This window comes from Streptomyces sp. NPDC052682, assembly GCF_040678435.1.
GTDB lineage: Bacteria > Actinomycetota > Actinomycetes > Streptomycetales > Streptomycetaceae > Streptomyces.
Map to the genome: position 1 here is coordinate 19954 of NZ_JBFATS010000012.1, position 13918 is coordinate 33871.

13 protein-coding genes are annotated in these 13918 nt (G+C 72.0%); 6 read left to right on the forward strand and 7 right to left on the reverse strand.

Annotation, left to right across the window (positions count from 1 at the left end; genetic code table 11):
- The first annotated feature begins 33 nt into the window (after positions 1-33).
- A complete protein-coding gene (locus AB0K80_RS20125) occupies positions 34-699 on the forward strand; it encodes a nucleoside/nucleotide kinase family protein (protein ID WP_365671441.1) in 666 nt (221 codons plus the stop codon).
- Positions 700-740: 41 nt separating this feature from the next.
- Here the strand turns inward: AB0K80_RS20125 and AB0K80_RS20130 are convergent, their stop codons facing one another.
- The 5 genes from AB0K80_RS20130 to AB0K80_RS20150 form a co-directional block, all read right to left on the reverse strand.
- Entirely contained in the window at positions 741-2462 is a 1722-nt protein-coding gene (locus AB0K80_RS20130) for a hypothetical protein (RefSeq protein WP_365671443.1), read from the reverse strand.
- 2 nt (positions 2463-2464) lie between these two features.
- Positions 2465-3367 (reverse strand): carbohydrate ABC transporter permease, encoded by a 903-nt coding sequence (locus tag AB0K80_RS20135; protein WP_365671445.1) that lies wholly within the window; start codon positions 3365-3367, stop codon positions 2465-2467.
- Positions 3364-4275, reverse strand: coding sequence for a sugar ABC transporter permease (locus AB0K80_RS20140; RefSeq protein WP_365671447.1), 912 nt, complete (start codon positions 4273-4275; stop codon positions 3364-3366). The genes AB0K80_RS20135 and AB0K80_RS20140 overlap by 4 nt, the downstream gene beginning before the upstream one ends.
- Positions 4276-4392: 117 nt before the next feature.
- Positions 4393-5724: an extracellular solute-binding protein gene (locus AB0K80_RS20145; RefSeq protein ID WP_365671448.1), complete on the reverse strand. Its 1332-nt coding sequence runs from the start codon at positions 5722-5724 to the stop codon at positions 4393-4395.
- A gap of 274 nt (positions 5725-5998) precedes the next feature.
- Positions 5999-7120 carry an ROK family protein gene (locus AB0K80_RS20150; RefSeq protein WP_365671450.1) on the reverse strand — a complete coding sequence of 374 codons (1122 nt, stop codon included), beginning with the start codon at positions 7118-7120 and terminating at the stop codon, positions 5999-6001.
- Positions 7121-7362: 242 nt separating this feature from the next.
- Between AB0K80_RS20150 and AB0K80_RS20155 the strand changes: the two genes are divergently transcribed.
- Together AB0K80_RS20155 and AB0K80_RS20160 are read left to right on the forward strand one after the other, a co-directional pair.
- On the forward strand, positions 7363-8262 hold the full coding sequence (locus AB0K80_RS20155; protein WP_365671452.1) for a BadF/BadG/BcrA/BcrD ATPase family protein: 900 nt from the start codon (positions 7363-7365) through the stop codon (positions 8260-8262).
- Between the two features lie 530 nt (positions 8263-8792).
- On the forward strand, positions 8793-10721 hold the full coding sequence (locus tag AB0K80_RS20160; protein ID WP_365671454.1) for a phosphatase PAP2 family protein: 1929 nt from the start codon (positions 8793-8795) through the stop codon (positions 10719-10721).
- A gap of 155 nt (positions 10722-10876) precedes the next feature.
- On the opposite strand, the gene AB0K80_RS20165 is transcribed toward AB0K80_RS20160, so the two are convergent.
- Both AB0K80_RS20165 and AB0K80_RS20170 read right to left on the reverse strand, forming a co-directional pair.
- On the reverse strand, positions 10877-11287 hold the full coding sequence (locus tag AB0K80_RS20165) for a DUF3662 domain-containing protein (protein WP_365671457.1): 411 nt from the start codon (positions 11285-11287) through the stop codon (positions 10877-10879).
- Positions 11288-11346: 59 nt separating this feature from the next.
- A complete protein-coding gene (locus AB0K80_RS20170) occupies positions 11347-11520 on the reverse strand; it encodes a hypothetical protein (RefSeq protein ID WP_365671460.1) in 174 nt (57 codons plus the stop codon).
- A 200-nt stretch (positions 11521-11720) separates the two neighbouring features.
- Here AB0K80_RS20170 and AB0K80_RS20175 point away from each other — a divergent pair, with 200 nt between their 5' ends.
- From AB0K80_RS20175 to AB0K80_RS20185, 3 genes are all read left to right on the forward strand, one after another.
- Positions 11721-12638, forward strand: a complete 918-nt coding sequence (locus AB0K80_RS20175) for a MurR/RpiR family transcriptional regulator (RefSeq protein WP_365671462.1) — start codon at positions 11721-11723, stop codon at positions 12636-12638.
- 265 nt (positions 12639-12903) lie between these two features.
- Complete coding sequence (locus AB0K80_RS20180) at positions 12904-13284, forward strand: hypothetical protein (protein WP_365671849.1); 381 nt, start codon at positions 12904-12906, stop codon at positions 13282-13284.
- A gap of 50 nt (positions 13285-13334) precedes the next feature.
- Entirely contained in the window at positions 13335-13901 is a 567-nt protein-coding gene (locus AB0K80_RS20185; RefSeq protein WP_365671464.1) for an antibiotic biosynthesis monooxygenase, read from the forward strand.
- Positions 13902-13918: the final 17 nt, after the last annotated feature.

Here is a 13918-nt window from a genome sequence, read left to right on the forward strand (position 1 = left end):
GCGGGAGGGGGGTGTTCGGACACACTCTGCTGTGTGGCGCTGACCTTCGACGATCTCCTCGACCGTGCCCGGGCCCTCCCCCGCGGGGGGCGGCGGGCGATCCTCGGCATCGCCGGCGGCCCCGGTGCGGGCAAGACGACGCTCGCCGAGTGCCTGGTGCGGGAACTGAACGGATCCGGACAGCCGTGGGTCGCCCACGTGCCCATGGACGGCTTCCACCTCGCCGACGCCGAACTGGACCGGCTGGGCCTGCGGGACCGCAAGGGCGCGCCGGACACCTTCGACGCGGCCGGGTACGCGGCGCTGCTGCGGCGCCTGCGGGAGGAGGCGTACGGCGACGTGGTGTACGCGCCCGGCTTCGAGCGGGTGCTGGAGCAGCCGCTCGCGGGGGCGATCCCGGTACCGCCGACGGCCCGGCTGGTGGTGACGGAGGGCAACTACCTGCTGCTGGACACCGGTGCCTGGGCGCGGGTGCGGCCCCAGCTGGACGAGGTGTGGTTCTGCGAGCTGGAGGAGGCGGAACGGATCCGGCGGCTGGTCGCCCGGCACGAGGAGTTCGGCAAGGGGCACCAGGAGGCGGTGGCGTGGGTGCTGGGTACGGACCAGCGCAACGCAGAACTGGTCGCCGCGACCCGGGACCGGGCCGACCTCGTCGTACGGGGGCCGGTGCTGCCGCCGGGTGAGGCCCGCGTGCGGTGAGCCTCCACCCCGCACACTGGTCGTCGGCGGCTTCCGAAAGGTCAGCCGGCGTGTCCGGGCCGGCCGGCGCGCAGGGCGAGGGTCATGGTGTGCGGGCCGTAGCCGCCGACGTAGACCCGTTCGCCGGTCGTCGCGTCGGTTCCGCCCAGGAAGGTGTAGTCCTGCCCCGGGTCGTACCGCAGGACCTCGTTCCGGTCCGGCCCGGCGAGCGGCTCCCCGGCCTGGACGTCGACCGCGACGCGGATCTCGTCGTCGCCTGCCCGGTAGGTCATCGGCCCGGTCGTCAGACACCAGCGTCCCTCGCCGAGCGGTGCGGCGCCGTGCAGGACGCCGCCCGGCCGGAAGGTCAGTTCGAGGGCCCACGGCACTCGTGGTCCGCTGATGTCGATCCGCAGGTCGGCACCGTCGTCCCGCAGGTCCACGTCGATGCCGGTCGTCTGCGTGACCTCCTCCCGCAGCCGGTTCGGGAAGGCCATCGCGGCGGAGAAACGGCCCTCGTCCGCCATCTGGTAGGCGCCGTCGGACCGCCGCTTGTCGGGCGGGAGCGGCTGGTAGTAGGCGGCCGACAGCGTCTCGGTGAGCCGGTAGCGGCCCTCGGCGAGCGGCCGCATGTCCGTGGCACGGAACGGGCCCATGTCGAAGAACCCCCGGGAGAGCCGGACCGCGTCGAGGACGGCGTCGCCCGCGTACATCCGCAGGAAGGTCGGATTGTTGGCGAGGCCCGAGCGGATGCGCCGGCACTCGGGCACGTCGGAGCCGCCGTAGACCACGGTGTGCGCGGCGGCGGAGGCGTGGGAGGCCAGGCGCGCCGTGGAGAGGTACCGGTCGCGGGGAAGCGTGTCCGGAGCCGGTGCCGGCAGCGCGCGGCACAGGTCCGGGGTGAGCAGGGTCCCGGCGAGCAGGCCGGGATCGTCGGTGCCGCCGCAGGCCGCGGCCAGCCGGGCGGCCCGGCTGAAGTCGCCCCGGCCGGTGCGGATCGCCATCAGCCGGTACAGCGGCAGGTAGGGCGCCAGCGAGAACCGGTGGTTCTGGTCCTGTCGCCGCGAGTGGACGGTCTCCACGGTGCCGTCCGGCAGGACGAGGTCCAGGGTCGTGCTGAGGTTGCGTTCGACGGCGTCCAGCAGGTCGGTGCGCCCGAGGACGTCGGCCAGCAGCACCAGCGACGGGTTGGACACGTGGGCCGCGTAGTTGGCGCTGCGCTCCGAGTACAGGCCCTCCGCGTCGATGTCGACGCCCTCGGCGAGCCATGCCTCGATGCGGTCGAGCAGCCGGCCGTCCGGGAACGACCGGTGCAGCCGGGCGAGCGCCGCGCACAGTTCCCATCGGTGGTTCGGCGTGTGCACCCCGCCCGTCAGGAGGCTCTCCGAAGCAGCGCCGGCGATCTCGGCGAGCGCGGCGGCCACATCCCGCAGGTCCGGTCCCGCACTCACGGCGATGACGTGCGCGTCGCACACGTCGTTGATGGTGAACGCGGAATCCGGGGGTGACTGCACGTTGTCGCCGCCGGCGAAGAGGCCGGAAGGGGTCTGCAGGGCCCTGAGAGCGGCGAGGTGGGTCATCGCGGCGTCGACGGCCGGCCTGCTGCCGTGCAGCGCCGAGTCCGGTGAACGGTACGCCGCTAGCAGTGTCTTCACCCGGTGCGCCAGACCGCGATGGGGCACACCGGCCGGTTCTTCGTCCGGGCGGGCCGCCAGCGGGACGGCCAGCCGGTCGGCGGCGCTGGCCACCGCGCGGACGAACTCGCGGTCGAGGGTGATCTGCACGGTCAGTCCTTCAGTCCGGCGTTGATGTCGGCGCTCATGACGTAGCGCTGGAAGACCAGGAAGACGACGATCAGCGGGATCATGGAGATGACCGATGCGCCGAGCAGTACCGACCAGTTGATGTTCTGCGCGCCGACGATGCTCTGGATGCCGATCTGCACGGTGAACTTGTTGGGGTCGTTGAGCATCAGCAGCGGCCAGATGTAGTCGTTCCAGCGCCACTGGAAGGACAGGATGGCGAGGGTCAGCATGATGGGCCGGGAGAGCGGCACCATGATCCGCGCGAAGATCGCCAGTTCGCGGGCGCCGTCGATGCGTGCGGCTTCCACGAGTTCGTCGGGCACCGTCAGGAAGAACTGGCGGAACATGAAGCATCCGGTCGCGGTGAGCACGGCCGGGAGGATGATGCCGGCGAACGAGTTGTAGAGGCCGAGGTTGCGGACCACCAGGAACTCCGGGGCGAGCATGACCTCGGACGGCAGCATCGTGGTGGCCAGGATGCAGAGGAAGAAGACCTTCAGCCACTTGTTGTCGTACTTGGCCAGCGCGTACCCGGTGCAGCAGCTGACGCCCACCGTGAGGATCGTCGTGATCACGCACACGATGGCCGTGTTGATGAAGTACTGGGAGAAGTTGGCGCTGTCCCACGCCGCCTTGAAGCCCGACAGGGTGGGGTGGCGCGGAACCAGCGTCAGCGGATAGGAGAACAGGTCGCTGGCCGGCTTGAGGGAGCTGAGAACGAACCACAGCACCGGAAACCCGTAGAGGAACGCCAGGATCCACAGAAGTGTCGTCGCGGGCACCGCCCGCCGGATCCCACCGCCGACCGCTGTGCGGGGGCGCTGCCGGGAAACGGGCTGTTCGGCATCGGCGTCGAGCGGGCGTGGCATGTCTGTGGTAGTCATCGGTTCTCCACCCGCCGGTTGACGATCAGCTGGATGATCGCGACGGCCATCAGGATGAGCATGAGCACGAATGACGCGGCGCTCGCGTAGCCGATCTGGCCCCGTTTGAAGCCGGTCTCGTAGATGTACTGGACGAGCAGGTTGTTCGACGAGCCCGGTCCGCCGTTGTTGAGGGCGACGAACACCGGGTATTCCTTCATCGCGTTGATCGTGTTGAGCAGGATGACGATGAACGAGGTGGGCGCGATGCTCGGCAGCGTGATGCTGATGAACTGGCGCCACGGACCGGCGCCGTCGAGCGAGGCCGCCTCGTAGTACGACACCGGTACGTTCTTGATCGCCGCGATGAACAGCAGCATCGTGAAACCCGTCCACATCCAGGATGCCGCCATGACCACCACCAGCAGCGACAGGTCCGCGTCCGACTGCCACGGGACGGCGCCTGCGCCGAACTTCTCGATGACGTAGTTGACCAGTCCGAAGTTCTCACCGAACATCCACCGCCACAGCACGCCCACGACGATGGGCGACAGCAGCCACGGGATGAAGAAGATGACGCGGGCGACGGAGGAGCCCTTGGCGTGCTTGCTCACCACCAGGTTGGCGGCGAGCAGCGAGAGCGCGAAGTTCAGCGGGACGAACAGGACGGTGTACAGCAGCGTCCGGGTCAGCGCGTCGTAGAACGTGGAGTCCCCGAACAGGTTGCGGTAGTTGTCCAGTCCGACGAACTGGAACACCCCCACACCCGTGTAGTTCGTGAAGGAGTAGACGAGCCCGATCACCGCAGGCCAGACGAAGAACAGCGCGAAGAGCACGACATTGGCCGCGATGAGGACGAGCGGCGCAAGGGTGTACTTACTGCGTCTCCTGGGCGGGCTCGCGGACACGTCCGGGGCGCGTTTTGTCATCTTACTGACTCCGTGCTGGTGGAAGGGATTGCAGGGGGCTCACGCCAGGAGCCCGGCATCACGGGGCGCGTCCGGGGCCGGGCGGCGGCCTCTCGCCCCGCCGCCCGGCCCTGCGGCCTACGATCCGCCGCCGACCTGCTGGTTGTAGCCGGCCACGATGTTCTCCAGGGCCTTGTCGGCCGACTGCTGGCCGTTGATCGCCTTGCCGAGCTCCGTCTTGGTCGGGTCCTCGGTCAGGCTCTTGCCCTTCAGCACCCACTGCGTCTGCGCGTTGTTGAAGTAGCCGGAGATCGGGGCGTAGAGCGGGATCTCCTCGTTGTACAGCTTGAACGCCGCCTGCGCCGCCTTCGAGGTGAAGGGGTACTTCGGGTTCAGGCCGTTCTCGACCGGCAGGAACCCGGAGGCCTCGCACAGCTCGCGGTAGTGGTCCGGCTCGTAGACCCAGGACAGGAACTTCTGCGCGGCCTTGGCCGCGTCACCGTTGTTGTTGAAGCCGACCATCATGCCGCCGCTGTTGACGTCGCTGGCCTGCACCGGCTCGGCGGGCGTCGGCACGCTCGCCCACTCGAACTTCTTGATGCTCTCGGCGAAGGCGGCGACCTGCCAGACGCCCGACCAGTAGGCGACCACGTCACCGCTCTGGAACATGGCGGACGGGTCGGCGCCGCTGGTCCACACCGACTTCGGCATGGTCTTGTTGTCGTTCCATCCGACGAAGGTGTTCACGGCCTTCTTGGTGGCCGCGTCCACGGAGAACTTGCCGGAGGAGTCCGCGTGGACGTACTTCCCGCCCATCTCGTACACCATGGCGCGCAGCCGGGACGGCGACTGGTCGAAGGTCAGGGAGTACTTGGCGCCGGTCTTCTCGCGGACCTTGTTCGCCGCCTTGATGAAGTCGGTCCAGGTCCAGGTCTTCTGGGGCGAGGTCGGGAAGGAGACGCCGGCCTTCTCGAACAGCGTCTTGTTGATGAACAGGCCGGAGGCGGTGATGTCCGAGGGAATGGACAGCACCTTCCCGGAGGAGTCCTTGGCGACGAAGTTGGTGTTGATGTTGTAGCTCTTGTTGTCGGCGATGGACTTGAGGTCGATCAGCTTGTTCGACCAGATCGGGTCCAGCGCCGGCACGGCCGCCACGTCGGGCAGGGAGTTCGCCTGCGCGGCGTTGTGCAGCTTCGTCGTGTAGCCGTCGTAGGGGATGTTGACGAGCTTGACGGAGACGCCGGCTTCCTTCTTGTACTGCGCCACCAGCTTCTTCCAGCCGGCGTCCTGCCCCGGAACCGTGGAGATCCAGAACGTCAGCGACTTGGAGGTCCCGCCCGAGGACCCGGACCCCGAGCCGCAGGCGGAGAGCAGAAGGGCCCCTGCCGTGGCCACGGCAGCCAGGGGAACCACGCGGCGTATGCCGCCACGGCCGAGTCGGCGGGAGCGCCGCACACCCACACTGGTCATCTTCGATCCCTTTTCGTCATAGCAGACGGAGCACGGCGCCGACCGAGGCGGCACGGGTGCATTTTGCAGGAGATGTCACTTTCCGGGGGGCGCGGCCTCGCCCGGCCACGTCGCCATCACGGTGGGATCCCCGGCCATGAGGGCCGTTGTCGCACAAGCACGCCCTCGTGCGGCTGCCGTACATCGCGTACGGTCGGGACGCTCACCCGAAGCCGGCGTCCCGGCCGGCTCAGAAAGCGCTTGTCCGGACATTGGCAGACCGACCCGGAACGAGTCAATGCTTCGCCGTCATAGCTCCGGTCACGGTTTGGATTCCGTGGGCGACCGCCAGCCTGCTCGCACCCGCCACGGTGCCGGTGTCGCCGACCACGCTGCTGACCACCTCGGTGGGCCAGCTCAGCCGGGCCAGCTCGGCCCGCACCCCGGCCAGCAGCTGCGGATCCGACCCGGTCGCGCCGCCCAGCACGATCAGTCCGGGGTCCAGCACGGCGGTCACGGCGGCGGCGAGCCGGCCGATGTCGGTGGCGTGAGCGGCCACCACCGCCCGGGCGGTGGCGTGGCCCTGCCGGGCGAGGGCGAAGAGCCGGTCGGCGCTGCGCGGGCACGGGCCGTCCCCGTCCCGCCAGGCCCGGGAGGCCCGGCGCACCAGGGAGCGTGCGCCCATGTGCCGCTCCAGGCCCTCGTGCCGGGGCTCACGGCCGTCGTCCCAGGGGTAGGGCAGCCGGGCCACCTCACCGGCGGCGCCGTTCGCGCCGCGCAGCACCCGGCCGCCGACGACGATGCCGAGGCCGATGCCCACGCCGATGCGCAGGTAGCCGAAGGTGTCGCGGCCCCGGGCGGCGCCCTCGTGCAGCTCGGCGAGCGCGGCGCAGTTGACGTTGTTCTCGACGTGGATCGGTACGCCCTCGGGCAGGGCCACGGTCATGGCGTCGAAGACGGGTCCGGCCTTGGCGGTCGCCGGGCGCTCCCCGGCGCCCTCCCGGTCCCGGGTGGTGACGTCGCCGACCGCGACGACGACGGCCCGCAGCGGGGCTCCGGCGGGCAGCTCTTGCAGAACCTCGCGGACGGTGCCGGCGGCTTCGGGGCGCGTGCCGGTCTTCTCGGCGAGCAGGGTCCCGTCCAGGGCGCAGCCCCGCACCCGGGTCAGGCTGGGGCCCAGGTCGACGGCGAGTACGGCGCCCGCGGCCGGGCCGAGCCGGTAGACGGCGGCGGACCGGCCGGTGGCCCCGGAGGCGGTGCCCGAGTGGGCGGCGAGTCCGGCGGCCTCCAGCTCGGCCACGGCGGAGGAGACCGTCGGCTTGGACAGGCCCGCACCGGCCGCCAGCTGGGGGCGCGTGGCGGTGCCCGCCCCGGCCAGGACGTCGAACACCACGCGGGCACTCTCACTCAGCTGCATGTTCTCCCCAGGTCGTGCTGCTGCGGCGGTGACGGCCGCAAGAATGGCGCGTCGTCGGGAATTCCGCGCCCCTTGACGCACCCTACTTCGTTAGTTAACTTCCTAACGAACTTCACGGTACTCGCCTGCCGTGGCCGTAAGAAGCCTGTCCCGGGGCTTCCCGAACCTCTTCAACTGCCGTTCTGCGACGCACGGTTCGCCCACCGTTCGCCCAAGGACGGCGCACCGACGAAAGAGGATCCGTGCAGGACTCCACGCCTTACGCGGTCGGAATCGACGTGGGCGGCACCAAGACGCAGCTGCGTGCCCTCGCGGGCGGCGAGCCCGTCGCCGACCACGTCCGCCCGAGCAGCGGCTGGCGGCCGCACGACCCGGTGGCCGCCGCCGACTGGCTGGCCGCCCTCGTCCACGACACCCTGCCGGCGGGCGCTCGCCCGTCGGCCGTCGCCGTGGGCGCCCACGCCTGTGAGACCGCACGCCAGTGCGCCCGGATCCGCGCCGCGCTCCAGGATCGGCTCAAGGTTCCCGCGCTGGTCGTGGGCGACGCCGAACTCCTCGTCCCCGCCGCGGGGTTGGACAAGGGGGTCGGGCTGGTCGCCGGCACCGGCTCGGTCGCGGTGGGCCGGCTGCCCGACGGCACGCCGGTCCAGGTCGGCGGCTGGGGCGCGGTCCTCGGCGACGAGGGCGGCGGGGCCGGGCTCGTCCGCGAGGCCGCCCGGGCGGTGTGGGCCGCACACGATCGCGGGGAGGAGCCCGACGCACTGGCGGACGGGCTGCTCGCCGCCTTCGGCGTGCCCGAGGTGCCCGCGCTGGGGGCGGCCCTGGAGGCCGCGGCCGATGTCTCCGCCGAGTGGGGCCGGCACGCGCCGGTGGTGTTCGCCGCCGCCGAGGCGGGGTCGGTGCTCGCCCGGGGCGTGATCGCCGAGGGTGGGCGGGCGCTGGCCGGACTCGTCGTGCGGCTCGCCGAGCGGGGGGTCGTGGTGGAGGACGTCGTGGTGGCGGGCAGTACGGTGCTCGCGCAGCCCGCGCTGTACGAGGCCTTCGCCTCCTGTCTCGACTCCGCCCTTCCCGGGACCCGGATACGGGCGCTGCGGGTGCCGCCGGTCGACGGGGCGGTGGCGCTGGCCCGTTCGCTGCTGTGAGTCGCGGGGGGCCGGGCGTCGGGTCGAGCTCGGGCGGCGGCAGGAGCTTACGCCGCCAGGGGGCACCGGCCGCTCGGCCGCGCCCCGCGCCCGGGCCGGTGTACGTACGACCTCACGCCCCCGCGCAGTACTGGCCGCTCGGCCACACCCCGGGTGCACGACCCCGCGCCACCCACCCGAAGCACCGACCCCACGGCACCCGCCCGAAGCACCGACCGCCCGGCCGCGCCCGGCGGGCGCACGACCCGGCGCGAGGGGGTGCCGCTGCCTGTCGAACAGGTGCCGTCTGCGGGAAACGGCCGCCGCTCACCGCCGGGCGGGCACCGCCCCGAGCGGCGCGCAGCCCAGCAGCCGGGCCGTTCACCCGCAGGCCACCGGCGCGTCGACGGGACCTCTCCACCGGGACACGGCCCCGCCGTAGATCTTCACCGACACACCACCTGATCCTGCTCACCCGCCCACCAGCGGAGCCACTCCCTTCCGCACACTCCCCCGGCCACCCGGCCGAAGAACTCAAGAGAGGCAGCCGTATGCCGTCAACCGCCGGGCACCACTCCCCCACGCGCCCCGCCGTGAACCGGAGGCGTTTCCTGAAGGCCTCGCTCGGCGGGTCCGCCGCCCTGGTGGCCGCCCCGACCTTCGCGTCCTGGCTGACCGCGGCGGACGCCAAGGCCGCCACCGCCCCGGCCGCGTTCGTCGACGACTACAGGACCAACGTCCTGGCGAACCAGACGCCCGAGACCAACGCGGTCGTCCGCGTCCTCGGCGGTTTCGCCCGGGTCTGGAAGACCGGCGACGCCTGGAACACCGGCACGGTGCTCAGGCCGGAGGTGCTGCGCGCCAACATGCGCTACTGCGCGCGGATCACGGCCGAGCGCACCGAGGCGCAGGCGAAGGAAGCCTTCATCATCGACCGCCAGCACCAGAGCTACTCGGTGATCGGCGGCCTCGGCCCGCTCGCCGGCCTGTACAAGGCGGGCGCCAAGGCGGTCACCTCCATCACCAGCGCCCCGGACGGCACCCCGCCGGGCAAGGTCAGCGACGCCGTGCCCGCCGACGCCCCGGCCGGTTCCGCGCTGGGCGCGGGTTCGTACGACTCCGAGCTCGGGACGGTCGCCCGGCTGGTCGACACCGTGCGCGGCACCTGGGCCTCCGGCAACCCGGCCAAGTTCGCCTACCAGTACCCGCGCCCGTGGCGCATGAACGAGGACAGCGAGGTCGTCGACACCGGGAAGACGGACGAGTTCGGCTACCCGGTCTACGACTCGAAGGTCGTCGTCGCCCCGCAACTGCTGCGCCAGCGCGCCGAGAAGCCGGCCGAGGACGGCGGTTTCCCGAGCGGCCACACCAACGCCCTCCACCTGGCGTCCCTCGCCTACGCGTACGCGGTCCCCGAGCGCTTCCAGGAGCTCGTGACCCGGGCCCACGAGCTCAGCCACACCCGGATCGTGGCCGGTATGCACTCCACCGTCGACGTCATCGGCGGCCGGATCATGGCCACCGCGCTGGCCGCCGCCACCCTGGCGGACCCGGCGAACGCCGAACTCAAGGCGGCTGCCCGCGCGCAGGCCCTGGCCTACTTCACGCAGCGGACCGGCACGACGCCCGACACGCTGTACGCGTACGCCCACGCGGCGGACACCGCCACCGACCCCTACGCCGACCGGGAGGCCAACGCCCGCGCGGTGCGGCACCGGTTGACGTACGTGCTGCCCCGGCAGGGCCGCGACGAGCCCCTGACCGTGCCGAAGGGAGCCGAGGTGCTGCTGGAGACGCGACTGCCGTACCTCACCGCGCAGCAGCGGCGCGAGGTGCTGCGCACGACGGCGCTGCCCGGCGGGTACGTGCTGCTCGACGGCTTCGAGCAGTGGGGCCGTCTCGACCTGTTCACGGCGGCGGACGGGTACGGCGCCTTCGCCCGCGACGTCACCGTCACGCTGGACGCGGCGGCCGGGGGCTTCCACGCGGCCGACAGCTGGCGCAACGACATCACGGGCACCGGCGGCCTGACCAAGCGGGGCACCGGCACGCTCACCCTGACCGGGCACAACCGGTACCAGGGCGGCACCGTCGTCGAGGACGGCACGCTGGTGGCCGCGTCGCCCCACGCCCTGGGCGAGGGCGATGTCCGCGTGGCGGGCGGCACGCTGCGCGTGGACGAGGTGCTGCGGCTGCGCGGCACGTACGTCCAGGACGGTGGCAGCACGCTCGACCTGCTGTTGCGCAGGGACCACGGCCCGGCGCTGTCGGTGGCACGGCGGGCCGTGCTGGGCCAGGGCAGCGCGCTGACGCTGCGGCTCGATGCCCAGTGCCCGCCCTCCCCCGGTACGGTCGTCCCCGTGCTGCGCGCGCCGCGCCTGCGCGGCCAGTTCGACCGGATCGAGCTGCACTCGGACGTGCTGCGAGCCGTGCCCCTCTATACGGCGGACGGTCTGTCGGTACGACTCGTGCAGCGGTGACCTCGCGCGGTGGGAGCGGACGCGACAGGGCTAGCCGGCTCCTCTCGTTCCCTCCCGCCGCCGCACGCCGGGGCGGGTCCGTCCGGGGCGGGGGAAGCAGGGGGTGGAGACGTCGCCCGCCCCGTTGCCTGAGCGGGCCGCCACGCGGAGCCGGTCTAGCGCCCGGCGGCCGCCGCGTGCTGGAACCCCTCCGCGCTGACGTGCGGCATCACGCGGCTCGTGACCCGGTAACGGCCGTTGGGCACGTCGGACGACCGGGTGACGTGCACCGCGAGCGGACCCGCCCACTCGTAGCCGTGCCGCTCCCCGTGCCGGGCGAGCCGGTCGGTGAGCTCCTGGCCCACCCGGGTGCCCCAGCGCCTCAGTTCCTCGTGCACCGGGTCGGCGAGCTCGACGTCGTAGGCGTTGGGCACCAGGACGCGGCCCTCGGGGCACACCACGGCGTTGCTGTCGCATTCACGTTGCAGGGCGTCGAGGAGTTCCACCGGTTCCTTGCCGAGGACCCGCGCCCACAGGGCCTCCCAGCGGTTCTCCAGGGCCTCTTCCAGCGCACTCAGTGCGCTCATACCGCTCTCACCTGCCGAAAGATAGGGTGCGTCGGTCGGATGCGGTGGCCGCGCCGGCTCTACCGCTCGTCGTAGTCGTCGGGCCGGACCTCGGCCTCCTCCAGCGCCTCGCGCAGCGTGCGGCCGGTGGCGCCCGGAGTCCGGGACTCGTCCTGCTGCCGGTTCCCGGCGGTGTCCTCCAGGACGTCGTCGGTCGTGCCGGTCTTGCGGCGGTTCTCCTCGGGGACGGTCATGACGGGCTGCCTCCTGCGTCGTGCGTGCCGGTACGGCGCTCCTGCCGCGTCCGGTAAGGATCTTCCGAGGCGGCGGGTTCCCGTCCCGGGCGGGGCTATCCCCGCACGCGGGCGCCGAATGTGGCGCCGGGCACAAGCCCTGGTCACCAGGGTGGGGTGGGCTATGTTGTCCCTCCGTGGGAGACGAAGGAGGCGCACCGGTGCCATCGCCGCAGCAGGCACGCGCACAGGCATCCGCGATCAGTTCGGGGAAGACGGACGCGGAAGCGGAGGCCTCCCCCACCTCCCAGCTCAGGGCGCTCTTCGACCGGCCCCGGCTCTCCCCCGGCCAGCGCCGCATCGCCCAGTACCTGATCGAGAACATCACCGAGGCGGCGTTCTTGTCGATCACGGATCTCGCGGAGCGGGTGGGCGTGAGCCAGCCGTCGGTGACCCGGTTCGCCTCGGCGGTCGGCTTCAGCGGCTATCCGGCGCTGCGCGAGAAACTCCAGTCGATCGCCCTGGGCACCCTCGCCGGAGGCGCGGCCGAGGAGAACCGGGGCAACGAACTCCAGGCCGCGGTCGACGCAGAGATCGAGAACCTGGAGAACCTGCGGCGGGACTTCGCGGACCCCGACCTGGTGATCGACGTCGGCCGCGAGCTGTCCGCGTCGGCCCCGCTGACGGTGCTCGGGCTGCGCATCTCGGTGTCGCTGGCCGAGTACTTCGCCTACGCGGCCCGCCGCATCCACCCCGACGTACGGCTGGTGACGCGGGGCGGCAGCGTCGCCTACGACGCGCTGCTGCAGTCGCGGGAGGCCGGCGGCACCTGGGTGCTGGCCTTCTCGATGCCGCGGCACGCCGAGGAGACGCTGACCGCGGTCCGGGTCGCGCGGCGCGCCGGGCTGAAGGTCGCGCTGATCACGGACCTGGCGCTCGGGCCGCTCGCCGACGAGGCCGACGTCGTCTTCGCCACCGGGACCGGCTCACGTCTGGTCTTCGACTCCTACGCCGCGCCGGGCGTGATGTGCGCCGCCCTCCTCCAGGCCATGACGGACGCGGACCCCGAGCGGACGCAGGCCCGGCTCGACGCGTACGAACAGGTCGCCGACCAGCTCCAGTTCTTCCTCAGGGACTGACCCGCGCAGGCGCCTCACCAGGGACACCGCCCTGATCGAAGCACGTATGAATGTTTTCATACGTCTTGCAAACCGGATCGCATATATAAATACTGCTCAGGCATCACGGGCATCCGACGCCGCCGGCTCCTACCCGCTCCGGCGTCCCGGCTGCCCGCCCGGGCATCGCCTGCGCGACCGCCCGTGGCGGTCCCGGTCATCCCCTAGGCCGGGGCCGCCCCACCCCCGTCGTCCACCCCCGCGACGCCGTTACATCCCGGAAGCGATCACCATGCCCCTGACGTCCACGCGCATCAGCCCGGACTGGCCCTGCCAGGTGAAGACCCCCGGCAGCTACGACTGGGAGCGCTCGGCGGCCAAGTGGCTGCGCGAGCTGGTGCCGGCCCGCTACGCGAGCTACCCCGCGTTCCTGCGGCACCCGGTGCTGCTCGCCCGGCACGCCCAGATCCAGGTGCAGCAGGAGATCAGGGTGGCCCGCACCGCCCTGCAGACCGCGCGGGCCGACCTGCCACAGCTCGGTCTGCCCGAGTCGGTCATCGAGCACACGATCAAGCTGTACGCGGCGGAGATCATGCAGCTGCAGCACATCGCGCGCAGTGTCCGGGCCGTCACCGAGGCCCTGGTCGGCCGCACCGCGGGGCGCTGACGCCCTACGGTCCGGGCATGATCCGCCCCCGGTGTGGCACCCGTGGAGGGATGAGCACCCCACAGGTACGACGGGGCGAACCGGTGACGACGGTCCTCACCTGGCAGGTACGCCCCGGTCACGAGCAGCGGTTCGAGGAGTGGACGCGGGGCATCACCCGCTGCGCGCGCCGGTTCCCGGGCAACGAGGGCGTCTCCTGGCTGCACCCCGAGGACGGCCACCGCTACCACGCGGTGCTGCGCTGGTCGGACCCGCGCCGGCTGGCCGCCTGGCTGGACTCCGAGGAGCGCGCCGAGTGGCACGGGCGGATCCGGGACGTGGCCACCGAGGTCAGCAGCGAGCGGCAGTCGACGACCGGCATGGAGACCTGGTTCAGCCTGCCGGGCACCACGGTGCAGTCGCCGCCCCGGTGGAAGATGGTGCTCACCACCTTCCTCGGCGCCTACCCCTTCACGCTGCTCGTCCAGTGGCTGGTCACGCCGCGGACCACCGGCTGGCCGCTGCCCCTGCGGGCCGCGGTCTTCCCGCTCGTCCTGCTGCCCGTGCTGACGTACCTGGTCATGCCCCGCCTGAGCCGGCTGCTGCGGCAGTGGCTGTACCGTCCCGACGACGGCTGAGCCCTCCGGGCGGCACC

Coding starts and splice junctions, on each gene's coding strand:
- AB0K80_RS20145 (WP_365671448.1), bottom strand. CDS start 5,724: ATGACCAGTGTGGGTGTGCGGCGCTCCCGCCGACTCGGCCGTGGCGGC.
- AB0K80_RS20185 (WP_365671464.1), top strand. CDS start 13,335: ATGAGCACCCCACAGGTACGACGGGGCGAACCGGTGACGACGGTCCTC.
- AB0K80_RS20150 (WP_365671450.1), bottom strand. CDS start 7,120: ATGCAGCTGAGTGAGAGTGCCCGCGTGGTGTTCGACGTCCTGGCCGGG.
- AB0K80_RS20170 (WP_365671460.1), bottom strand. CDS start 11,520: ATGACCGTCCCCGAGGAGAACCGCCGCAAGACCGGCACGACCGACGAC.
- AB0K80_RS20165 (WP_365671457.1), bottom strand. CDS start 11,287: ATGAGCGCACTGAGTGCGCTGGAAGAGGCCCTGGAGAACCGCTGGGAG.
- AB0K80_RS20140 (WP_365671447.1), bottom strand. CDS start 4,275: ATGACAAAACGCGCCCCGGACGTGTCCGCGAGCCCGCCCAGGAGACGC.
- AB0K80_RS20160 (WP_365671454.1), top strand. CDS start 8,793: ATGCCGTCAACCGCCGGGCACCACTCCCCCACGCGCCCCGCCGTGAAC.
- AB0K80_RS20135 (WP_365671445.1), bottom strand. CDS start 3,367: ATGACTACCACAGACATGCCACGCCCGCTCGACGCCGATGCCGAACAG.